Here is a 21100-nt window from a genome sequence, read left to right on the forward strand (position 1 = left end):
GGTCATAGGACTCCTCGGACGGGGTTGTACGCGATGGCGTCGAGCCCGGCCGGAAGCCTCCGTGCGTACTCGTGCACGAGGTGGATGGCGGCCAGCTTGCTCGTCGAGTACGCGGTGCGCCCGCCCGCCGTGCCGGACGGCTTGGCGAAGGCGCCCGGACGGGCCAGCACATCGGGGGAGTTCCAGACGGGCCCCGGCACCATGCCCATGTTGTGCTTGAAGTCCCCGAAGTGGGTGTCGCTGACGGTGATCACGATCCGGGCGGGCGCGGCGAAATGGTCCTGGAGCACCCGGACGAAGAGGTGGTTGGCCAGTACGTTGACGGCGAAGGTGGCCTCGTACCCGTCGGGGGACTCGGTCAGCGCGTTGGTCGCGCCCCGGGGCTGCGCCGCGAGGAGCTCGCCGAGCTGGCCGGGCTCTCCGTCCTTCGAAACCTCGATCGTGGCCGACCTCAAGGACGCCGTCTCCCGCTACCCCGCCGACGCGGGGCTGGCCCGTCTGGTGCGGGAACTACGGACGGGGTCCGAGGTCTTCGCCCATCACTGGGCCACCGCCGCCCAGCACACCTCCGACCGCAAGACGATCCGGCATCCGGAGATCGGCGACATCCTGCCCGACTGCGATGTGCTCATCGTCCCCGGCGCGGATCTGCGCATGGTCACCTACACGGCGGCGACCGGAAGCGGCGACGCGGGCAAGCTGGACCTGCTGCGCGTCACCGGCCCCGGCCGCTCTTCCGGGTCAGGACGCGGGCAGCTCACCGCGGACCGTACGGGCCGCGGTGACCAGATGCGCGAGTGAGGCGCGGGTCTCCGGCCAGCCGCGGGTCTTCAGGCCGCAGTCGGGGTTGACCCACAGCCGTTCGGCGGGGATGGCCCTCAGCCCGGTCCGCAGCAGTTCGGCGGCCTCCTCCGCGCTGGGCACGCGCGGGGAGTGGATGTCGTACACCCCGGGCCCGGCCTCGCGCGGATAGCCGTGGGCGGCGAGCTCGCGGGCCACCTGCATATGGGAGCGGGCGGCCTCCAGGCTGATGACGTCGGCGTCGAGGTCGTCGATCGCCTGGACGATGTCGCCGAACTCGGCGTAGCACATATGGGTGTGGATCTGGGTGTCGGGGCGCACGCCGCCGGTGGTGAGGCGGAAGGCCTCGGTTGCCCAGGCCAGGTAGGCGGGCCGGTCGGCGGTGCGCAGGGGCAGGGTCTCGCGCAGCGCGGGTTCGTCCACCTGGATGACCGAGGTTCCGGCCGCCTCCAGGTCGTTGACCTCGTCGCGCAGGGCGAGGGCGACGTGGCGGGCGGTGTCGCCGCGGGGCTGGTCGTCGCGGACGAAGGACCAGGCGAGCATGGTGACCGGGCCGGTGAGCATGCCCTTGACCGGGCGGTCGGTGAGGGACTGCGCGTAGCCCGTCCACCGCACGGTCATCGGCTCGGGGCGCGAGATGTCGCCGGCCAGGATCGGCGGGCGGACGTAGCGGGTGCCGTAGGACTGGACCCAGCCGTGCTGGGTGGCCAGGTAGCCGGTGAGCTGTTCGGCGAAGTACTGGACCATGTCGTTGCGCTCGGCCTCGCCGTGCACCAGCACATCCAGGCCGGTCTTCTCCTGGAAGGAGATCACCTCCTGGATCTCGGCCTTGACGCGCTCCTCGTAGCCGGCGGTGTCGATCCGGCCCCCGCGCAGGTCGGCGCGTGCTGTGCGCAGTTCGCCGGTCTGCGGGAAGGAGCCGATGGTGGTGGTCGGCAGCAGCGGCAGGCGGAGGTGGGCGCGCTGGGCCGCGGTGCGTTCGGCGTAGGGCTGGGAGCGGCGGCCGTCGGCCTCGGTGACCGCGGCGGCGCGGGCGCGGACGGCCGGGTCGCGGGTGATGGGGGAGCCCGCGCGGGAGGCGAGGTCGGCCCGGTTCGCGGCCAGTTCGGCGGTGATCGCGCCGGTGCCGCGGGCCAGGCCCTTGGCGAGGGTGGTGATCTCCGCGGTCTTCTGCCGGGCGAAGGCCAGCCAGCGCAGGATCTGCGGTTCGATGTCCCGCTCGGCCGTGGTGTCGAGGGGGACGTGCAGCAGCGAGCAGGAGGCGGCCACGTCGACCCGGTCCGCCAGGCCCAGCAGGGTGCCGAGCGTGGTCAGGGACTTCTCCAGGTCGTTGACCCAGATGTTGCGGCCGTTGACGACACCGGCGACCAGCCGCTTGCGGGGCAGCCCGCCGACGGCGGCCAGCGCGTCCAGATTCGCCGCCGCGGCCTCGGTGAAGTCCAGCGCCAGCCCCTCGACCGGGGCCTTGGCCAGCACCGGCAGCGCCTCGCCGAGGCGGTCGAAGTACGAGGCGACCAGCAGCCTCGGGCGGTCGGTGAGGGCGCCGAGGTCGCGGTAGGCGCGGCCGGCCGAGTTCAGCTCGGCCGGGGTGCGGTCCTGGACCAGCGCCGGCTCGTCCAGCTGCACCCACTCGGCACCGGCCGCCCGCAGATCGGCCAGGACCTCGGCGTACACCGGAAGGAGGCGGTCCAGGAGGGTGAGCGGCTCGAAGCCGGCGGGCGCGCCGGGCGCGGGCTTGGCGAGCAGGAGGTAGGTGACGGGGCCCACGAGGACCGGCCGCGCGGTCAGCCCGAGCGCGAGGGCCTCCTTGAGCTCGGCGACCTGCTTGGCGGAGTCGGCCGCGAACACCGTGTCCGGACCCAGCTCCGGGACCAGGTAGTGGTAGTTGGTGTCGAACCACTTGGTCATCTCCAGCGGCGCCACGTCCTGTGTGCCCCGGGCCATCGCGAAGTACCCCTCGAGCGGGTCGGCGGCGACGGCGTTCCGGTGGCGGTCGGGGATGGCGCCGACCATGACGGTGGTGTCCAGTACATGGTCGTAGTAGGAGAAGTCACCCGTCGGCACCTCGTGGATACCGGCGTCGGCGAGCTGCTGCCAGTTGCTCCGGCGCAGCTCGGCGGCGGTGACGCGGAGGGCGTCGGCGGTGACGCGGCCCTTCCAGTAGCCCTCGATCGCCTTCTTCAGTTCCCGGTTCGGGCCCTGGCGGGGGTAGCCGTACACGGTCGCCCGTGCCGCCGCGGCTGCGGACTTCGCTGTCACGGAGATCTCCTTCGCGAGATGGATCCCTGAGATCCCGGCGAGGGGAGGAGAGCGCGAAGGGTGACGGACCGGGCGGAAACGACCCCGCGCGGTACGGCACGGTCATCCGCCTGGTGTGTTCGCCGACCCGCCCTCGAGGTCACCGGGATGTCCGCGCACGGATGGTCCGTACACGGGCAGATGGCAGGTCTTCGGACTCACGGGCGCGCCCTCCCCAGGAGGACACCTACTGGCCGTCGCTTCCCAGACCCGGTACGTCGGACCCAGTGCGTATGACGGCGGTCGTTCCCGCTCACCGCTGCGGGGCAGTCCCGGATTCCCACCGGGTTCCCTCTTGCGACGCCTCCCGCCTGGCGGGCGGGGCGAACCAGCTGCACCAGCCAGCCTACGGCATGGGAAACCCCCGGCCGCGTCGGCCGGGGGTCCGTGCCTCACGGGTTCGCGGGGCGGGGGCTCAGCACGAGCTGGAGTCCGACTGGCTCCCCAGGCCGACCGGGACGGTGATGAAGGAGAACTGATTGCTGGCGCATACGCCGGGGAAGGTCGTGCTGCTGGTGTTGTTGACGGTGACATCGGGGTCGTCCTCCGCGACGGCACCGGTCGCGCCGACGGCGAGGGACGCTGCGGTGAGAGCAAGCGCAGAGAGGGCGGTCCGCATACGCATGGGAACTCCTTGCTGGGGATGAGCGGCCGGAAATGACCGGCTTCGCATGCATGGTGCCCCTTTGTCGGGCGGATTGCGGCCCAACGTCCCCCCAATGGGGTAACACGTCACCCGCTGTCACATCACCCGCCGCCGAGCCGTGCCTCGTCCGCCGTACCGCGGTGCGCAGTTCGGCCGGTGTCATGCCGTGCCGGGCGGCGTGCTCGGCCACCGACAGCGGCCGGAAGGCGTCCCGGGCCAGCGCCTGGAGCACCGGATGCCCGCCCGAGCTGATGACCACCGCCACATGGTGGTCCGGGCCGCTGCTGACGGCGGTGGCGCGGGGGGGTGCGCTCGACGCCGTCGATGAGCACCGTACGGACCGGCTCCCGCTGCCCGTACAGCACCGCCCCGCTCTCGCTGCCGTTCCGATTCCGGCCAGTGTGAGGGAATCGCCGGGTAATCGCGCGGCGCCATCGGCGCGCATGCCATGTTTTCGCGATTACCGGGCATTGCCCGTCCGCTCGTTAGAGTCGGCCCTCACTGCACTGCGGGCCGACCCTGCGAGGTTTACTGAGCGATGGCATATCCGATGGCCGGGGCCGATGGCGTACCCGCGAGACCGCATTTTCCCGAGGTCGAACTCGACGTCCTGGACTACTGGGCGAAGAACCACATCTTCCAGGAGACCGTGGACGCGCGAAAAGCCGAAAACGCCGAAGAATTCGTGTTCTACGACGGGCCGCCGTTCGCCAATGGCCTGCCGCACTACGGGCATCTGCTGGCCGGTTACGCGAAGGACGTGGTGCCGCGCTATCAGACCATGCGCGGCCGCAAGGTCGAACGGCGCTTCGGCTGGACCTCGCACGGGCTGCCCGCGGAACTCGACGCCGAAAAGCAACTCGGCATCACCGCCAAGTCCGATATCGAGCGCATGGGCGTCGAGCGGTTCAACGAGGTGTGCCGTACGACGGTGATGCGCTATACCGGCGAGTGGCGCGACTACGTCAATCGGCAGGCCCGCTGGGTCGATTTCGACGAATCCGTCAAGACCCATGACCTGGACTACATGGAGAGCGTCATGTGGGCGTTCAAGACCATGTGGGACAAGGGGCTGATCTATCAGGGACATTCGGTTTCCTGGTATTGCGCGCACTGCGAGACCCCGCTGGCCAACGCCGAGAGCAGCGGCCGTATCGACGGCAGCGACACCCACCGCGAGGTGCCGGGCACCACCGTGGTCGTGGGCGTGCCGCTGGACGGCGGCGAGCTGCTGCTGGTGGAGTCCGAGCAGCCCTGGGCGCTGCCGGGCGCCACGGCGGTGGCCGTGCACCCCGAGGCCGAGTACGCCGTGGTGGAGAGCGGCGGGCGGCGCCTGGTGGTGGCGGCCGACCGGCTCGACGCCCACGCCGAGCTGCTGGGTGGCGGCTCCGTGGTCGCCCGGCACAGTGGCGCCGAGCTGGCCGGCCGCCACTACACACCGCTGTTCGACTTCTCCGGCACCGCCGACGACAGCCACGTCGTGGTGGCGGAGCGCTTCGTGGACACCGACGAGGGCACCGGCGCGGTGGCCGTCACCCCGTGTTTCGACGAGCGGGACCACGCCCTCGCCACCGAGGAGGGCATCGGCCGGACGTACCCGGTAGACTCCGCCGGCCGCTACACCGACGAGGTGCCGCCGTGCGCCGGGGCCCCGGTGCTGGAGTCCACCGGAACCGTGCTCCGCCTGTTGGAGACGAGCGGCGCGCTGCTGAACAGCCGGCCGCACACCCGCTCCCGGCCGCACTGCTGGCGCTGCGGCAGCCAGTTGCTGCAACACGCCATCGCCACCTGGTTCGTCGCCGTCACCCGGCTCCGCACCCGGATGCTCGAACTCAACGAGCGGATCAGCTGGACCCCCGAGCACGTGCGCGACGGCCAGTTCGGCAACTGGGTGCGCGGCGCCAAGGACTGGAACATCTCCCGCAACCGCTACTGGGGCGCCCCCATCCCGGTGTGGGTGTCGGACGACCCGGCCCACCCCCGGGTCGATGTGTACGGCTCCCTGGACGAGATCGAGCGCGACTTCGGCGTACGGCCGGGCGATCTGCACCGTCCGTACATCGACGAGCTGACCCGCCCCAACCCCGACGACCCGTCGGGTCGGTCGGTGATGCTGCGGGTGCCCGAGGTGCTGGACTGCTGGTTCGAGACCGGCTCCATGCCGTTCGCGCAGGTGCACTACCCCTTCGAGAACGCCGAGTGGTTCGAGCGCCACTCCCCGGGCGACTTCGTGGTCGAGTACTACGCCCAGACCCGCGGCTGGTTCTACAACATGCACGTCATGTCGACCGCGCTGTTCGACCGCCCGGCCTTCGCCAACTGCACCGTGCTCGGTGTGGTGCTCGGCCACGACGGCCAGGCCATGTCCAAGGCGCGCAACAACTACCTGGACGTCAACGACGTCTTCGCCCGCGACGGCTCCGACGCCATGCGCTGGTTCCTCATGAGCTCACCCCTGCTGCGCGCCCGGGACCTCGAGGTCACCGAGGCCGGCAGCAGGGAGGCCCTGCGCCAGGTGCTGCTGCCGCTGTGGAACGCCTGGCACTTCCTGACCCTGTACGCGGGCGACACCGAGGGCCGCGTCCGCACGGACGCCGGCCATCCGCTGGACCGCTATCTGCTGGCCAAGACCCGTGACCTGGTCGAGCTGACCACCCGCGCGATGGACGACTACGACCTCTCGCGCGCCTGCTCCGCGCTGCGGGACCACCTCGATGTGCTGACCAACTGGTACATCCGCTGCTCCCGCGACCGGTTCACCGCCGGGGACCGCGCGGCCGTGGACACCCTGCACACCGCGCTCGAAGTGCTGTGCCGCCTGATGGCGCCGCTGCTGCCGCTCCTCACCGAGCGGATCTGGCGCGGGCTGACCGGCGGCCGGTCGGTGCACCTGACCACCTGGCCCTCGGCGGCGGAACTGCCGTCCGACCCGGAGCTGGTGCGGGTGATGGACCGGGTGCGCGAGGTCGCCTCGACCGCGCTCGGCCAGCGCAAGAGCCACCGGCTGCGGCTGCGGCTGCCCCTGGCGCGGCTGGTGATCGCCGACCCCGACGCCCCCGCGCTGGAGCCCTACACCGGGCTGCTGCGCGATCAGCTCAACGTCAAGGACGTGGCGCTCACCACCGATGTCTCCGCCCACGGCCGGATGCGGCTGACCGTCGACCCCCGCAAGTGCGGCCCCCGCCTCGGCGGGGCGGTGCAGGAGGTCATCCGCGCCGCCGCCACCGACGACTGGACCACGAACGGGGACGGAAACGTCGTGGCGGCGGGGCGGGAACTGCTCGCCGGGGAGTACGAGCTGCGGCTCGCCGCCGACGGACCGGGCGCCGTCGCCGCGCTGCCCGGCGGAGCGGGGCTGATCGTGCTCGATGTCGAGGTGACCGAGGAGCTGGCGGCCGAGGGCGCGGCACGCGACCTGGTGCGCGTGGTGCAGCAGGCACGCCGCGCGGCCGACCTCGACGTCTCCGACCGCATCGTGCTGAGCGTCGAGCTGCCCGACGAGGTGGCGGCACGGATCCGGGCCCATGACGCGCTGCTGACGGCCGAGACCCTGGCCGAGCGCCTGACGTACGGCCCCCTCGCGGACGCCGGTCACGAGGGCGTCATCGGCGACGGCACCGCGGTCCGGGTGCGCATCGACAGGCTCTGATCCGGCTCTGACCCGGCCCTGACACAGGAAGAGAGAACGGATGACCCGTCTAGAAGGGCTTGTGAGCGCACAGGCCAGGCGAACACCGGACGCGGACGCGGTCGTGTTCGGCCCGACCCGGCTGACCTATCGAGAGCTGGACGAACGGGCCGGCCGGCTGGCGCACGCGCTGCGCGCCGGCGGGCTGCGCCCGGACGACCGCGTGTGCGTACTGGCGCCCAAGGGCCCGGACGCGGTGGTGTATCTGCTCGGTGTGCTCAAGGCCGGTGGCGTCTGTGTGCCACTGGACACGGCGTCGCCCGCGGACCGGCTGGTGTCCATCGTCAACCAGACCGGGCCGTGCCGGATCCTCGCCGACCGGCGGCGGACCCCACTGGCCACCGAGGTGTCGGCCGCGGCGGCGCCCGGCGCGGTGGTGGGCCTGTGCCTGCCCGAGGGAGACGCCACGGGTCCCCTCCCCACGGTCACCGCGGCCGATGTCGCCTCCGCGCCCACGACCGCGCCGGAGCCGGTCAGTGGCGAATCCGGGGTGGCGTATGTGCTGTTCACCTCCGGCTCGGCGGGTGAGCCCAAGGGCGTACCGCTCACCCACGCCGCCATCATCCACTTCGTCACCTGGGCCAATGAACACTTCGGGCTCAGGTCCGACGACCGGATCTCCTGCCATCTCCAGCTGCACTTCGACGGTTCGCTGTGGGATGTGTACGGTCCGCTGATCTGCGGGGCCGAGCTGCACCTGGTGCCGCCGGAGGCGAGCCTGCTGCCCACCACGCTGGCCCGGTTCATCCGCGACGCACGGCTCACCCAGTGGCTTTCGGTGCCGTCCGTGCTCAGCGCGATGGCACGCCATGAGGTGGTGGAGAAGGACGACTTCCCGGAGCTGCGCCGGGTGTTGTGGGGCGGTGAGGTGTTCCCGCCCACGGATGTGGAGTACTGGATGCGGCGGCTGCCCCACGTCACCTTCACCGGCTTCTACGGCACCACCGAAACCACCATCGCCAGTTCGTACTACACCCTGACCGAGCTGCCCGACGAGGCGCTTCCGGTCGGCCGGGCCATCCCCGGCGAGTGGCTGGAGCCCGTCGACGACCAGCTGCGTCCGGTCGCCCCCGGTGAGGTGGGCGAGATGGTGATCGGCGGCGCGGGGGTCAGCCCAGGCTACTGGCGTGACCCCGAGCGCACCGCGGCCTCGTTCGTCGAGCTTCCCCCCGGCTCCGGTCGGCGCGCGTACCGCACCGGGGACCTCGGCAGCCGGGACGCGGACGGCCTGCTGCGCTTCCACGGCCGCGCCGACCGCCAGGTCAAGGTCAACGGCTACCGCGTGGAGCTGGACGAGGTGATGACCGAGCTGCACTCACTGCCGGAGATCGCCGCCGCGGCCGTGGTGGCGGCGCCGAGCCGCACCGGATCCCCGCTGATCTGCGCGGCCTACACCCTGACCGCCGGTGTCTCGCTGACCACGGCACAGGTGAAGGCCCGCCTCGGGAGCAAGGTGCCCGGGTACATGCTGCCCACGCGCTGGCTCGCGCTGGAGACGCTGCCCGTCAACGCCAACGGCAAGACCGACCTGCGCGCCCTCCAGCAGCGCTTCACCGCCGACGAGGCCGTCCCCGGCGGTGGTGGCGGCGCGTGACCGAGTTCTCCTTCACGGGCTGCACGGCCCGGGACCGGCTGGAGATCGCGGACTTCCAGGACTCGCTGTGGCGCGGCGGACGCCGCGCCAATCTGGCCTACCTGGACTGGAAGTACGCCACCAACCCCCACCTCGACGACCGCTACGTCACCCTCGCCCGCGAGGGAGACGAGCTGGTCGGCATGGTGGGGGTCTTCGGCGCGTGCTGGGAGGTGGCGGGGGAGCGGTTCATGCTGCCCTGTCTGACCGACACCGTGGTCGCCCCCCGCCACCAGGGCAGCCCGCTGTTCCGGATGCTCACCGACGAGGTGGTGGCACGGCTGCGCGCCGACGGCGTGCCCTGGCTGCTGGACTTCGGCGACCAGGGGGCCGGCCCCGCCATGCTGATGAACGGCTGGCGTCCGATCGGCCCCTGGGCGCAAGCGGTGGTCAAGCGCGAGAAGCCACTGGTGGCCGACCGGCCGTGGCACGAGCTGCCCGCCACACGGGGGGCCAGGTCCGGCCTGACGCTGCGTCCGGCGCCCGCCGTGGCCGCGGAGGCGATGGCGGGGCTGGTGGCCCGGCTACCGGGCGGCGAAGGCCCGCGCCCGGCCCGGGACGCCGCGTACTTCCGCTGGCGCGCCGCGAACCCACTGGCCCGCTACTTCCATCTGGTGGCCGGTGACGGACCGATCGAGGGCTATCTCATCGGGCACCGCTCGGGCGTCGACACCGACGACGGCGAGACCCCGACGACCATCGTGGACTGCGAGGCCACCTCCGACGAGGTGTTCGCGGACCTGGTGGAGGCCGCCCTGGCGTGGCTGCCGGGCGCCGAGGTGCTGATGTGGACCCGCGATCTGTCCGCGGTACGGGTGGCTGCGCTGCGCGCGCTCGGCGCCGAACTCGACGAGCCCACGGGCCTGTTCACCCGCGATATGTACCTCCCCGGTCTGATGGTCCGCGCGACCGGTGCCGAGCTGCCGCCCGCGCTGCGCCACCTCGACAAGCCGGACGGCTGGAACCTGAGCGGAGTGTCCGGCCGCGCCTGGCGCTGACACCGGCTGACCCGTCCCCACGGACGAAAGCGCCGCTCGCCCCCCCTTCCGGGAGGCGAGCGGCGCTTTCGTCGCAGCTCTACGGAGTGTCCCCCGCGCGGCAGGGGCTTCGCCCCCGGACCCTGGGGTGGCCCCGGACCCCGGGGTGGACCCGGGCCCCGGGGTGGACCCGGGCCCCGGGGTGGACCCGGGGCCTGGGGCGGAGCCCCGTCTTCCAGCCCCTCCGTGGCCCGCCGCAGGCGTCAGCGGCTGGGGCGCAGCTCGAAGAGCAGGCCGCCGGGCGGCCGGTTGAACTCCTGGACCGCCTCGCACTCCCAGCCCGAGGCGTCGAACGCGGCCATCCAGTCCGAACGCGTCGGCAGCGTCACGCCCATGAGCGCGTGGGCGAACTCGAAGCCCAGGGTGAAGATGGGCGTGTGCGGCCCGGGCGCCACCTCGCTGCGCACCACGTCGCACAGCAGGAACCGCTCCACATCGGGGAAGACCTCGCGGATCCGGCGCAGCACCGTCACACACTTGTCGTACGGCCAGAAGTCATGCCCCATGAACACGCAGGTGACCACGTCGATCCCGGCGAACTCGGGCAGCTGGGGCAGCGCGTGCACATCGCCGTGGTGCACCGAGATCCGGTCCGCGAGACCGGCCTCGGCCACGGAGGCCCCGGTCAGCTCCACGGCCGCGGGCGCGATGTCCACTCCCACGCCACGCACATCGGGGTGGTTGCCCGCGATGCGGATGAGCCGCTGGCCGGAGCCGCAGCCCAGGTCGCACACCGCGCGGGGCGGCTGGTCGGCCAGGATCTTGTCGAACCGCAGCTCGACCTCGACATCGCCGATCATCCGGGAGCTCACCGCGACGGCCCGCATGTCCCGGTGGTAGAACTCGCCCTCGCGGTTGCGCTCCAGCGCGACATGCGGCGCCCGGCTCGTCAGCTCGCCGTTGCCACCGGCCAGCCAGTAGAAGTAGCCACGGTCGAGGTAGGCCGCGTCGAAGCCCGGTCCCGGGCGGGCGGACCGCTCGTCCAGCACGACGATCCCGGCCCACTCCAGGGGCAGCAGGATGCCGCGGAGCACGGCGGGGTCGATCCGGTCGTCGCCCTCCTGACGGTCGTCGAACCGGATCTCGCCGCGGTCCTTGAGGTGGTCCAGCAGTCCGAGCTCCACGGCGGCCGACAGCGCGGAGACCGCCACGGACGCGGAGAACAGGGAGCCGGTGCTGGGAGTGGCGCTGGGAGTGGGGGTGAAGTGCGGTGTTGTCGTCATCACTGCTCCTTGGGTGGTGAGGGGGGTGTGCCGGCGGCCGATCACTTCTGCCCGAGGGGCTTGCGGGCGCGGTAGATGGTGCGGCAGGGGACGGGGGTCAGCGAGCACGAGCCCGAGTCGCATTTGACGTAACGCCGCTCGAAGTCGTGCTCGGCCGGGACGAGACCGGCGGCCTCCAGCGCCCCGGCCACCTCGGCGTCGTCGTACTCCCAGCTGCGCAGCGTCTGGTCCACCCGCTGGGCGGACACCCCGGTGCCGAAGACGCCGGAGACGCGCAGCATCCCGGTCCGCGTGCCGTCGTCCCAGACGCCGCGCTTGACGATGACCGCCTCGTCGTCGTCGGTCAGGGTGACGTTGTTCCAGTGGCGGAAGTGGGATCCGGCGTAGAGGTCGAAGACGAACTCCCCGCCGGGGAGCAACGCGTCGTGCACCGAGGTGAAGCACTGGGTCAGCTCCGCCACCGAGCCCAGGTGGTTGAGCGCCCCGTCCAGGCTCACGCAGGCGGCGGCCCGGCGCGGGACGCGGAAGCTCCGGGCGTCGGCCTCGACCAGCGTGAGTGTGCCGTTCTCCACGGCGGGGGCGAGCTTCTTGCGCGCGATGTCCAGCATGGCGCTCGACCCGTCCACGCCGGTGGCCCGCCAGCCCGCCGAGCAGAAGACCGACGCCGTGACGCCCGTGCCGCAGCACAGGTCGATCACCGAGCGCTCCGGCAGGCCCTGCCGGTCCAGGTGTTCGGCGAGCCGGGGCGAGAAGGCGTGGACCCATCCCGTGTACCGGCTGTCGAAGAAGGTCGCGAAGCCGTCGCTGTAGTAGTAGTTCGCCATGGTGAGCCTCCGTGGGCCGCGGTGTGGAAGGAAGGGGGACGGGGGCCGGTCGCTCAGCCGGCCGGGTGGGCGCGCAGCGCCGGGGCGACACGCCGGGCGAAGAGCTCGAGGGTCTGCCAGTCGACCGGTGGGCGGGCGCCGAGCAGGAAGTCGCGTACGCCCAGCTCCAGATAGGGCCGCAGCCGCTCCACGCACTGCTCGGGCGTGCCGAAGACCAGATACTCCGGCCACACCGGCGAATCGGGGCCCACCCGCTCCAGCAGCCGCTCCCTGCGCTCCAGCGCCTGCCGTTCGTCCTCGGCGAGGATCGCCCGGAACGTCACCGACTGGCGGACGGTCCCGGGGTCGCGGCCCACGACGGCGGCGTGTTCGGCAAGCTTCCGGACCTTGCGGCGGTAGGTGTCCGGGGTTTCGGCGAGGGTGTTCCAGATGTCTGCGTGTTCCGCGACGATCCGCAGCATCCGCCGCTCGCCCTCGCCACCGATGACCAGCGGCAGCCGCCGCTGGAGGGGCCGCGGCGCCAGATGGGCGTCCGCCAGCCGGAAGTGCTTCCCCGCGAAGGTGGCCGGTCCGCCGGTCCACAGCGCCCGGAGCACCTGGCATGCCTCGTCCAGCATGTCCAGCCGGGTCCCGGCGCCGGGGAAGTCGATGCCGTACTGGTCGTAGGCCAGGTCCGCACCGGCCGCGCCCATCCCGAACTCCAGCCGCCCGTCCGAGACATGGTCGATGGTGGCCGCGGTGGCGGCGGCCAGCGCCGGGTGCCGCCAGGTGACCGCCGAGACGAGCACGGCGCAGCGGATCCGGCTGGTGCGCGCCGCCAGCGCCGCGAGCAGCGACATGCCCTCGAAGCAGGGGCCCGCCGGGCCGCCCATGGGCGGACGGAAGTGGTCGAAGAGGGACACCCAGTCGTATCCGAGTTCCTCGGCCGTCTGCCACAGCTCCAGCGCCTCGGCGAAGGACGTGTACTGCTGGCCCGAGTGGACGCCCACCCGGACGGCGTCTCCGTGGATCCGCATGGTCAGCCGGCCTGCGGTGCGCACAGCGTGCGGACCGTATCGGTGAGGGTGCGGATGGTGCGGAACACCTCGGGACTGACCGCGTCGTCGGGGAACCGGAAGGAGAAGGTCTCCTCCAGGTCCACGATCAGTCCCGCCACGCCGAGCGAGCTCACCCCGAGGGACGACAGTTCGGCGTCCGGGTCCGGGGCGGTGGCCGGTGGCGGCGCCTCCGCGCGGCGCCGCACGGCCTCCGCCACGGAAGCCATGAGTGGGTCCATGTACGCGATACCTCCTGTGGATCGGGCCCGATGGGCGGGCGTCGGCTCAGTGGGCCGAGAAGTGGTGAACGGTGCGATGGCGGTAGGTCTCGCCGGGGTCGAGACGCACCGGGGGGTAGTCGGCGCGGTTGGGCGCGTCCGGCAGCGGGCCGGCCTCCAGACAGATGCCGGAGCGCCGCCGCCCCGCGAAGCCGTCGGCCGAGTACACCCCCACCGCGGGCTGGTCGGTGACCACGCGCATGGTGCGCCCCGAGGCGGGGTCGTGCAGCCGCGCCGCCCAGTCCGGGCCGTCCAGGACGAAGCAGTTGTCCAGCCGCCGGCCGCCGATCGGTTTGGGCTCGCGGTGGTCCAGCGGACTTCCGGTGAGGTCCGCCGGCGGCCCCGGGAGGGGGATCAGCTCGTCGTCGAAGACCACCGCGCGGCCGGCGTTGAGCGCGAGCAGATGGCCGTCGATCCGTCCGCCGCCGGCCAGGTTCCAGTACGCGTGGTTGGTGAGCCCCACGATGGTGCTGGCGGTGGTGGTGGCCCGGTAATCGAAGGTCAACGTCCCCTCGCCGGACACCTGGTAGCGGACCTCGGCGGACAGCGCGCCGGGGTAGCCCTGGTCGCCGTCCGGGCTGTCCAGGCACAGCCGCAGCGACAGCACACCGTCCGCGCGCTCCGCCTCCGCCCGCCACACATACCGGTCGAAGCCGAGGGCCCCGCCGTGGATGTGGTGGTCGCCGTCGTTGCGGTCGAGGTGGTGTGCCACGCCGTCGAGCCGGAACCGGCCGCCCGCCACACACCGGCAGTAACGGCCCACGGTGGAGCCGACATACGGATTGGCCGCCCGGTCCTGGTAGCCGTCGAGGTCCGGGAGGCGCACCACCACATTGCCGGTGCGGCCCTCCCGGTCGGGGACCAGGACCTCCACGAGCTGCGCCCCGTAGGTCCACACCACCACGGCCAGGCCCTCGCCGGTGTCCAGGGTGTAGGCGTCCACATCGGTCGGCCCCTGGCCGCGGTGGCCCGCGGTGGTGCCGACCCTCTCCCGCTGAATCGTCGCGCCCATCAGCCCTCCTGGTCCGGGCCGGAAACCGCGGTGCGGAGCGTCTTCTGAAGGTGGACGCGGCGGCTGCCGCCCTCGTCGCCGAGCGTGGGCCCGTACTGCCGGAACCCCAGGATGTCCAGCAGCGACCGGGTCTCCCGCAGATCCGGATTGGCCTCCGAGCGCAGTACGTCAGCACCGGCCCGCGCCGCCTCCTCGATGGCGTGGCGTACGCACCGCAGCCCCACCAGCGACCCGTCCGCGAGCCATTCGGGGGCCACCGCCAGCCGGGAGAGGTGGATCGGCCGGTCCGCGTGCGGGTACACCCCCTCGGCCACGGTGAACGGCCGGTCCCAGGTGAGGGTGAACATCCCGGCGGCGCACGCGCCGTGGCGCAGCAGCCGCACCGAGCCGGATCGCACCCGGGCCTCGGTGGTCTCCGGGCGGCGCCGGGGCGCGGGGGTGCCGGAGGCCGCCGCCTGGTGGGCGTCGCACGCGCACAGCAGCGCGTGCGCCTCCCGCGGGTCGCGGCTCACCTCCCACCGCCATCCGGCCGTCGTCGTCTCCTCGGCCAGGAGCCGGGTCTCCGCCATCGCTCAGCCCCTGCCCACGCGTACGGTCACGGTCTTGGGGCGCTGGTACTCGGTGAGCGCGAGCACGCTCATGTCCGTGCCGTGTCCCGAGCTGCCGCGTCCGCCGTGGGGGAGTTCCGCGGTCTGCTCCAGATGGCAGTTGACCCACACCTCCCCGGCGTTCAGCCCTCCGGCCAGCTCCAGGACCTCGTCCGTACGGGCGCCCCAGACGCTCGCGGCGAGGGCCTGCGGCACCGAGTTGGCCAGGGCCAGGGCCTCGGCGTGGCCGTCCGCCGCCTGCACGGTGAGCACCGGAGCGAACACCTCCGCCAGCACCGCCGGATCGTCCGGTGGCAGGTCGGCGAGGACACGGCCGGGCCGCCAGTGGCCGCCCTCCGCGCCCGGGGGCGGGGCCAGCGGGGCGATGTGCTCGATGCCCGCCGCGCTCCGGCCGACGATCCGGTCGTAACGGGCCGCCTGGTCCGCGTTGTTGAGCGGGCCGAAGTGGACACCCGCACGGCGGTCGGCCATCGCCTTGGCCAGCCCCTCGACGGTCTCCAGGTAGTTCTCCCGGAGGGTGATGACCCGGGCGGGCGCCGCGCAGCTCTGCCCGGCGTTGTAGGTGGCGGCCCGTACGAGCGCCTCATGGGTGTCCGGCGGCGCGTCGGGCAGCACCAGCGCCGGGCAGTTGCCGCCGAGCTCCAGGCTGACCCGGCGCAGACCGGCCCGGGCGACGACGTCGCGGCCGCCCGCCTCGCTGCCGGTGAACGCCACCGCGTCGATGTCGCTCTCCACCAGCAGCCGGCCGGTGTCGCGGTCGCCCGGCACGGTGAGCAGGACGCCGGGGCCCAGTGTGGTCGCCGCGTCCCGCGCCAGGAGCAGCGCGGTGTCCGGGGTGGTCAGCGCGGGCTTGAGGACCACCGTGTTGCCGGTGGCCAGCGCGGGCCCGATGCGCCACGCGGCCATCATCAGTGGGTAGTTCCAGGGGACGATCACCCCGATGACGCCCAGCGGCTCCCACCGGACCCAGCTCTCCCGGCCGGGCAGATGGTGTCCGCCCGCCGGGGAGATGCCCGCGCGCACCGCGCCCGCGTAGAAGCGCAGCAGATCGGCGCAGTTCCCGACCTCTCCGGCCGCCTCGGCGGCGGGCTTGCCGGTGCCCGCCCGCTCGGCCTCGGCGTACTCGGCGGACCGCTCCTCGATCAGATCGGCGAAGCGGAGCAGCCGCCGTGCCCGGTCGCGGGGCGCGAGTGAGGCCCAGGAGGCCGCGGCGGCGCGGGATTCGGCCACCGCGGCCGCCACCTCCGGCTCACCGCCCAGGGCGATCCGCCGTCGCTCGTGTCCGGTGCGCGGGTCGGTCAGCACCGTCTCGGCGGCGGCCGGGCCCCGCGCGGCGACGGCGGGGCCTGCGGGGCCTGCGGGGCCTTGTTTGGCGGCCACGAACGCGGCGATGCGTTCGACGGTGCGGAAGCTGTCCGGGGACAGGTCGGCGGCGGTCACACCGATGCCGAACTCCTTCTCCATCGCCACGAACAGATTCATGAAGCCGATGGAGTCGAGCAGACCGGTCTCGATCAGATCCGTCCCCGGTGGCGGCGGCTCGATCTGGAGGACCGCACACAGCAGGTCCGTGACGCGGGAGGTCATCCCGGAGTCGGTGTTCATGGGGTACTCCTGGGGCTGGGCGGGGAGGTTGCGGGGGCCGGGCGCGGATGGCCGGTGGCGCCGTCCCGGGCCGTGGCGGCCAGCCGGTCGGCGAGTTCCCGGCGCAGGACCTTGCCGGTGCGGGTCCTCGGGATGGCGTCGAACAGCTCCACCCGGCGCGGCAGCACCGCGGGCCGGAACGCCGCGGCCAGCGCGGGCAGCACATCGGGCGGGCCGTCGGCGCCGGGCGTCGGCACGACCGCCGCCACGATCTCCTCGCCCAGGAAGCGGTGCGGAAGCGCGGCACACGCGGCGTCCCGCACCCGGGGCACGGCGCGCAGCACCCGGTCCATCTCGTCGAGGGAGACGGTCTCGCCCCCGACCTTGGCGATGTTCTTACGGCGTCCGGTGACCACGACGAACGACTCCGGGCGGTCCGGGTCGGCCACCTCCGTCCCCAGATCCTGGGTGTGGAACCAGCCTCCCGCGAACGCCTCGTCGGTCGCGGCCGGGTTGGCCTCGTAGCGGGACATCACATTGTGGCCGCGCACACAGATCTCTCCCACCTGCCCGGGGGCCGCCCGCTCGCCCTCCGGGGTCAGCACCGCCACCTCGTTGCCGAACAGGGCCGTGCCGATCGTGGGGATGTCGGTGTCGAGCATCAGCCGCCGGTAGGTGTCCTCGGACAGATCGGCGGGGAGTGTGGTGGAGAAGTTCACCGTCTCGGTCAGCCCGTAGCCCTGGAGCACCCGGGCGCCGAACCGGTCCCGTACGGCCCGTGCGGTGCGGGTGGTCAGCGGTGCTGCGGCGGAGACGAAGTACCCGAAGTCAGCGGGGAGTTCGGGCGTCCGCCACGTCTCGAGCAGCGCCTCCAGCACACTGGGCACCACACTGGCGATCCGCGGCCGGAACCGCTGGAGCAGCCGGGGGTAGCGCAGCGGGTCGAAGCCGTCCGCGAGCAGCACATGGGCACCGGCCGCCAGGACGCCGAGGACGGTGAAGTGCAGACCGTTGACATGGTGGACGGGAAGGCAGCCCAGCAGCCGGTCACCGGGGCGCAGCCCGTGGTGGCGGCCGAGGGCCTCCGCGTTCACGGCCGCGTTGTAGTGGGACTGGGCCACCAGTTTGGACGCCGCGGTCGATCCCGAGGTGGCGAAGAACAGCGCGTCCTGATCCGGGTGGAGCTCCGGCTCCGCGGCGCCGCCCTCCGGCTCCTCCAGGGTCCGCGGATCGGGGAGTACGACCGCCTCCGGCAGCGCCTCGGCGGGCACCGACGGCGGCCGGAGCACCAGCCGGGCCCCTACGGCCTCGGTCTGCTGCCGTCGGCGGTCGGCCGGGTCCTGCGGGCCGAGCAGCAGCAGGGGACAGCCCGTCCGCAGCACCCCGAGGACGGCCACGATCGAGGCCGGGTCGTTGACCGGGGCCAGGGCCACGGTCCGGCCGGGCGCCACCCGGAGCTCGGTGCGCAGCCATCGGGCCACCCGCCGGCTCAGCCGGTCGGCCTCGCCGTAGCTGAGCGTGGTGAGCTCACCGTCGTCCGCCACGGTGGTCAGGAAGGGGTCCCCGCCCCGGGTCCTGGCGTGGTGCGCGAGCCGGGACACCAGGGTGGGGTGCGGGGTCAGCCGGTCCTCGAAGGGGATGCCGCGGTAGGTGTGGGCCAGTTCGGCGTCGGTGCGTGGCGCGGAGACCGCGCCGGTGGGAGATGGCGAGCCCATCGCTCACCCGAACCGGTGGGGGGAGTGGGTGCAGCCCTTCGCCGTGAGCTCCTCGCCGCTGGTGGCCCGGATGTCGCACAGCCGGCAGGTGATCTCCCCCAGCTCGCCCAGCAGCGCCGCGTACGCCGTCAGTTCCTGCCGGTCCGGGCTGTCGAGGCGGCGGTGCGGCGCGCCCACGGACAGGATCATGTGGTCGGTGACCGCGCCCACCGCGTGGGTGACGGCCCCCTGGACCATGTACACCTGACCGGGCCGGGTCCGCACGATCTCACCGGCCACCGCGATCGTCCCGGTGCCCGCGAGCACGAACAGCAGATGGTCCCCGGGGTGGGTGTGGGGCGCGAAACCGCTGCCCGCCGGGACATGCAGGATGTCGGCCCCCACATGCCCGCTGGACACCAGGGAGTGTCCGGTGGCGGCGGCCGTCTTCATCACCTTCGTCGGCCCCGGCTCGACCGTGATGCCGAGTTGCTGGGTCGAGCCGTCCAGGCCGAGGTCTTCGGCCCAGTCGCAGATCAGCAGCGGGCCGGGCGGGGTCTCGGGCGCCTCGGGGCGCTCCTCGGCGGGCAGCGCGTCGGCCTTGGCCCGGCCGAAGACCGAGAGCAGTTCGAGCGATTTCGCCTTGCGCTCGGCGGGGTCGAGGTCGTGCAACTCCTCCGTCAGCAGGGAGATGATCTGCTGGGTCGACAGGTCGGTGGACAGGTCGGTGGACAGGTCTTCCGTCGTGGTCCGGGTCACGGGGTCTCTCCGCGGTGTTGGGGGGTGGTCGGGGTCGGACGGGGCAGGTCGGCCAGGAACGGCGCCCGCCCCAGGTGTTGGGCCAGATGGCAGGAAAGAGGGGCGGCGAACACGTGGTAGAGGAGCGGCGAGAACTCCTCCCGTACGCGCCCGGTCACCGGCAGCGCGGCCCAGCCGTGCCGGGTGACGCCGGGGTCGTCCTCGGGCGCCACGGTGATGACGCGCCGTCCGAGCGCCGCCGCCCTCGCGGCGACTTCCGCGGCGTGCCCGTACGCGCGCCCCGGTGCGGCCACCACGATCACGGGCGTCCCGGGCGGGCGGGCGAACCGCTCGACATGGCACCACTCCTCCAGGTCCTGCCCGGTGGCGAAGACGCCGGAGGTCTCGATCACCTTGGCGGCCGCGAAGAGCGCGGTGCCGTGGGAGGGGCCGCTGCCGAGCACGCTCAGCACGGGCGCGTCGGCGATGCGCTCGGCGAGCTCGGGACACCGGGCCCGTGCCGCCCCGGCGGTCGCCTCGACCGGTCCGGCCAGCGCGGTCAGCTCGTCCCGCAGGGCGTCCGCCTCCTGCCCGGTCAGGCGGCCGCGCAACGCGCCGAGACGGATGGCTATCAGCAGCAGGCCCAGCACACTGGCCTGGTAGGTGCGCACACCCGGCGACCGCTCGGTGTCCGGCAGGGCGACCAGGAGGGCGTCATCGGCCGCCCGCGCCACCGGGCTGTCCGGCGTTCCGGTGACCGCGATGGCATGCGCCCCGCTCTCCCGGGCCCGTTCGGCCGACCGCACGACGAGCGGGGTACGGCCCGACGCGGAGACCGCGAGCGTGAGTTCGTCACGCGGCGGGCGGCCACCACCGAGTCCGGGGTGGTCGTACTCCACGAACCGCAGCGCGTTCACCGGGCGGCAGTCCACCCCGGCCAGCGTGGCGAAGGCCATCCGCACGGCGCAGGCGGCGTGGTAGGAGTCGCCGTCGCCCACGATGCTGACGGTGTCCACCGCCGCCCACCGCGCGGGCAGCAGGGTACGCACCCGCTCGTCGAAGGGCCCGGTGCGCCCGCGGAGGTCCCCGGCGAGGGCATCGACCTGGCGCAGCATCACGGCCGGGTCCAGGGGCGGTGGTGGCGCCTGGATTCCGGCTCCGGCCCGCGGGTCGGGATCGCGTCGGCCGGTCACCGCTCGAGCCTCCGTACGATGTCCACGTACTCCGCCACCCGGTCGCGGTCGACCTCGCCACCCCACCCGTCGCGCTCCAGGCAGGTGCCCACGAACGCCCCGTCCGCCGCGGCCATCAGCCGTGCGGCGTTCTCGTGGCGGGTGTGTCCGGCGAGGATCACGGGCAGCTCGGGGGCTGCCTCGCGGACCGAGGCGATCATCCCCAGCGCGGTGTCCTCGTCCGGGTGGCACAGCGACACCGCGTCGGCACCGACGGCCTTCGCCGCGCGCGCCACCTCCGCCGTGGTCTTCTGCCCGTCGGGCCACCGGAAGTGCATCGAGTCGACCTCGGCGATGATTCTGACGTCTTCGGCACCGATCCGGCGGCGGTAGTCCATCACCGCCAGCGGATCGGCCCGCACCATGCCGTGTGCGGTGAGGGTCTGCCCCACCAGGGCGCCCGCGCGGATGTAGCCGCCGCCCGCCACCTTCGCCACCGCCAGGGATGCCTTGAGGGCGTTGCGCATCAGCTGCACACCGATGTGGAACCGTTCGCCGGTCGCCTCGGCCACCGCACGTGTGATCAGGCCCATCGCCACCGTGCGCGCCGGGTCGGACTCCTCGTCGACGGTGTACACCCGGTCCACGGTCTGGATCAGGCACCCGTCCGCCCCGCCCTCGTACAGCGCCCGCGCCGATCGCACGGCGGTGTCGAGAATCCGGGCGAAGGAACCCTCCTCGTGGAAGGGGGTGCCGGGCAGCGGTGACAGGTGCACCATGCCGAGGACCAGCTTGCGGCCGCCCGCGGTCAGCCATCCGTCCATGGG

At 73.0% G+C, this 21100-nt stretch carries 18 protein-coding genes, 1 pseudogene and 1 riboswitch; of the genes and pseudogenes, 4 read left to right on the plus strand and 15 right to left on the minus strand.

Going from position 1 to position 21100, the window contains the following annotated elements; all coding sequences use genetic code 11:
* Window positions 1-2: 2 nt before the first annotated feature.
* On the minus strand, window positions 3-455 hold the full coding sequence (locus tag ABD329_RS07500; protein WP_198277294.1) for a Rossmann-fold NAD(P)-binding domain-containing protein: 453 nt from the start codon (window positions 453-455) through the stop codon (window positions 3-5).
* On the opposite strand from ABD329_RS07500, the gene ABD329_RS07505 reads away from it, so the two are divergent.
* Entirely contained in the window at window positions 442-801 is a 360-nt protein-coding gene (locus ABD329_RS07505; protein ID WP_344316120.1) for an MmyB family transcriptional regulator, read from the plus strand. The two genes, ABD329_RS07500 and ABD329_RS07505, sit on opposite strands and share 14 nt — an antisense overlap.
* Here the strand turns inward: ABD329_RS07505 and metE are convergent.
* The 3 genes and pseudogenes from metE to ABD329_RS07520 all read right to left on the minus strand — a co-directional run.
* Window positions 742-3060 (minus strand): 5-methyltetrahydropteroyltriglutamate--homocysteine S-methyltransferase, encoded by a 2319-nt coding sequence (metE, locus tag ABD329_RS07510; protein ID WP_198277282.1) that lies wholly within the window; start codon window positions 3058-3060, stop codon window positions 742-744. The two genes, ABD329_RS07505 and metE, sit on opposite strands and share 60 nt — an antisense overlap.
* Before the next feature lie 165 nt (window positions 3061-3225).
* Window positions 3226-3447, minus strand: a riboswitch (cobalamin riboswitch).
* A gap of 67 nt (window positions 3448-3514) precedes the next feature.
* On the minus strand, window positions 3515-3724 hold the full coding sequence (locus ABD329_RS07515) for a hypothetical protein (RefSeq protein ID WP_198277283.1): 210 nt from the start codon (window positions 3722-3724) through the stop codon (window positions 3515-3517).
* 148 nt (window positions 3725-3872) lie between these two features.
* Window positions 3873-3986, minus strand: a pseudogene (locus ABD329_RS07520) (AraC family transcriptional regulator); the annotation flags it as partial.
* 297 nt (window positions 3987-4283) lie between these two features.
* On the opposite strand from ABD329_RS07520, the gene ileS reads away from it, so the two are divergent.
* Genes ileS through ABD329_RS07535 form a run of 3 tightly spaced genes read left to right on the plus strand, consistent with a single transcriptional unit; the run spans window position 4284 to window position 10064 of the window.
* Window positions 4284-7394 (plus strand): isoleucine--tRNA ligase, encoded by a 3111-nt coding sequence (gene ileS / locus ABD329_RS07525; protein WP_198277284.1) that lies wholly within the window; start codon window positions 4284-4286, stop codon window positions 7392-7394.
* A 40-nt stretch (window positions 7395-7434) separates the two neighbouring features.
* Window positions 7435-9027, plus strand: a complete 1593-nt coding sequence (locus ABD329_RS07530) for an amino acid adenylation domain-containing protein (RefSeq protein ID WP_198277285.1) — start codon at window positions 7435-7437, stop codon at window positions 9025-9027.
* Window positions 9024-10064 (plus strand): GNAT family N-acetyltransferase, encoded by a 1041-nt coding sequence (locus tag ABD329_RS07535; protein ID WP_198277286.1) that lies wholly within the window; start codon window positions 9024-9026, stop codon window positions 10062-10064. Before ABD329_RS07530 ends, ABD329_RS07535 begins: the two co-directional genes overlap by 4 nt.
* Before the next feature lie 242 nt (window positions 10065-10306).
* Here ABD329_RS07535 and ABD329_RS07540 read toward each other — a convergent pair whose 3' ends face one another.
* From ABD329_RS07540 to ABD329_RS07590, 11 genes are read right to left on the minus strand one after another with little or no spacing between them, the layout of a single operon-like run.
* Window positions 10307-11326: a class I SAM-dependent methyltransferase gene (locus ABD329_RS07540; RefSeq protein WP_198277287.1), complete on the minus strand. Its 1020-nt coding sequence runs from the start codon at window positions 11324-11326 to the stop codon at window positions 10307-10309.
* A 41-nt stretch (window positions 11327-11367) separates the two neighbouring features.
* A complete protein-coding gene (locus ABD329_RS07545; protein ID WP_198277288.1) occupies window positions 11368-12150 on the minus strand; it encodes a class I SAM-dependent DNA methyltransferase in 783 nt (260 codons plus the stop codon).
* Between the two features lie 53 nt (window positions 12151-12203).
* The gene (locus ABD329_RS07550) at window positions 12204-13190 is read right to left on the minus strand and encodes an LLM class flavin-dependent oxidoreductase (protein WP_309142725.1); all 987 of its coding nucleotides are present in this window, start codon (window positions 13188-13190) and stop codon (window positions 12204-12206) included.
* Window positions 13169-13426, minus strand: coding sequence for a phosphopantetheine-binding protein (locus ABD329_RS07555; RefSeq protein WP_344316121.1), 258 nt, complete (start codon window positions 13424-13426; stop codon window positions 13169-13171). The genes ABD329_RS07550 and ABD329_RS07555 overlap by 22 nt, the downstream gene beginning before the upstream one ends.
* Before the next feature lie 46 nt (window positions 13427-13472).
* Window positions 13473-14477 carry an aldose epimerase family protein gene (locus tag ABD329_RS07560; RefSeq protein WP_198277290.1) on the minus strand — a complete coding sequence of 335 codons (1005 nt, stop codon included), beginning with the start codon at window positions 14475-14477 and terminating at the stop codon, window positions 13473-13475.
* On the minus strand, window positions 14477-15046 hold the full coding sequence (locus ABD329_RS07565; protein WP_198277291.1) for an N-acetyltransferase: 570 nt from the start codon (window positions 15044-15046) through the stop codon (window positions 14477-14479). Before ABD329_RS07565 ends, ABD329_RS07560 begins: the two co-directional genes overlap by 1 nt.
* 3 nt (window positions 15047-15049) lie before the next feature.
* Window positions 15050-16690 (minus strand): aldehyde dehydrogenase family protein, encoded by a 1641-nt coding sequence (locus ABD329_RS07570; RefSeq protein WP_198277292.1) that lies wholly within the window; start codon window positions 16688-16690, stop codon window positions 15050-15052.
* Window positions 16687-18384, minus strand: a complete 1698-nt coding sequence (locus ABD329_RS07575; protein WP_344316122.1) for a class I adenylate-forming enzyme family protein — start codon at window positions 18382-18384, stop codon at window positions 16687-16689. Before ABD329_RS07575 ends, ABD329_RS07570 begins: the two co-directional genes overlap by 4 nt.
* A gap of 3 nt (window positions 18385-18387) precedes the next feature.
* Window positions 18388-19122 carry a cupin domain-containing protein gene (locus ABD329_RS07580; protein WP_344316123.1) on the minus strand — a complete coding sequence of 245 codons (735 nt, stop codon included), beginning with the start codon at window positions 19120-19122 and terminating at the stop codon, window positions 18388-18390.
* Window positions 19119-20294 (minus strand): SIS domain-containing protein, encoded by a 1176-nt coding sequence (locus ABD329_RS07585; RefSeq protein WP_344316124.1) that lies wholly within the window; start codon window positions 20292-20294, stop codon window positions 19119-19121. Before ABD329_RS07585 ends, ABD329_RS07580 begins: the two co-directional genes overlap by 4 nt.
* Window positions 20291-21097 (minus strand): BtpA/SgcQ family protein, encoded by an 807-nt coding sequence (locus tag ABD329_RS07590; RefSeq protein ID WP_246618803.1) that lies wholly within the window; start codon window positions 21095-21097, stop codon window positions 20291-20293. The genes ABD329_RS07585 and ABD329_RS07590 overlap by 4 nt, the downstream gene beginning before the upstream one ends.
* Window positions 21098-21100: the final 3 nt, after the last annotated feature.

It is taken from the genome of Streptomyces javensis, assembly GCF_039525925.1.
GTDB lineage: Bacteria > Actinomycetota > Actinomycetes > Streptomycetales > Streptomycetaceae > Streptomyces > Streptomyces asiaticus.

What these genes read in the sequence shown, in the direction of transcription:
- ABD329_RS07545 (WP_198277288.1), bottom strand. Translation starts at nt 12,150, where the DNA reads ATGGCGAACTACTACTACAGCGACGGCTTCGCGACCTTCTTCGACAGC.
- ABD329_RS07530 (WP_198277285.1), top strand. Translation starts at nt 7,435, where the DNA reads ATGACCCGTCTAGAAGGGCTTGTGAGCGCACAGGCCAGGCGAACACCG.
- ABD329_RS07540 (WP_198277287.1), bottom strand. Translation starts at nt 11,326, where the DNA reads ATGACGACAACACCGCACTTCACCCCCACTCCCAGCGCCACTCCCAGC.
- ileS (WP_198277284.1), top strand. Translation starts at nt 4,284, where the DNA reads ATGGCATATCCGATGGCCGGGGCCGATGGCGTACCCGCGAGACCGCAT.
- ABD329_RS07555 (WP_344316121.1), bottom strand. Translation starts at nt 13,426, where the DNA reads ATGGACCCACTCATGGCTTCCGTGGCGGAGGCCGTGCGGCGCCGCGCG.
- ABD329_RS07575 (WP_344316122.1), bottom strand. Translation starts at nt 18,384, where the DNA reads ATGGGCTCGCCATCTCCCACCGGCGCGGTCTCCGCGCCACGCACCGAC.
- ABD329_RS07565 (WP_198277291.1), bottom strand. Translation starts at nt 15,046, where the DNA reads ATGGCGGAGACCCGGCTCCTGGCCGAGGAGACGACGACGGCCGGATGG.
- ABD329_RS07515 (WP_198277283.1), bottom strand. Translation starts at nt 3,724, where the DNA reads ATGCGTATGCGGACCGCCCTCTCTGCGCTTGCTCTCACCGCAGCGTCC.
- ABD329_RS07590 (WP_246618803.1), bottom strand. Translation starts at nt 21,097, where the DNA reads ATGGACGGATGGCTGACCGCGGGCGGCCGCAAGCTGGTCCTCGGCATG.
- ABD329_RS07560 (WP_198277290.1), bottom strand. Translation starts at nt 14,477, where the DNA reads ATGGGCGCGACGATTCAGCGGGAGAGGGTCGGCACCACCGCGGGCCAC.
- ABD329_RS07570 (WP_198277292.1), bottom strand. Translation starts at nt 16,690, where the DNA reads ATGAACACCGACTCCGGGATGACCTCCCGCGTCACGGACCTGCTGTGT.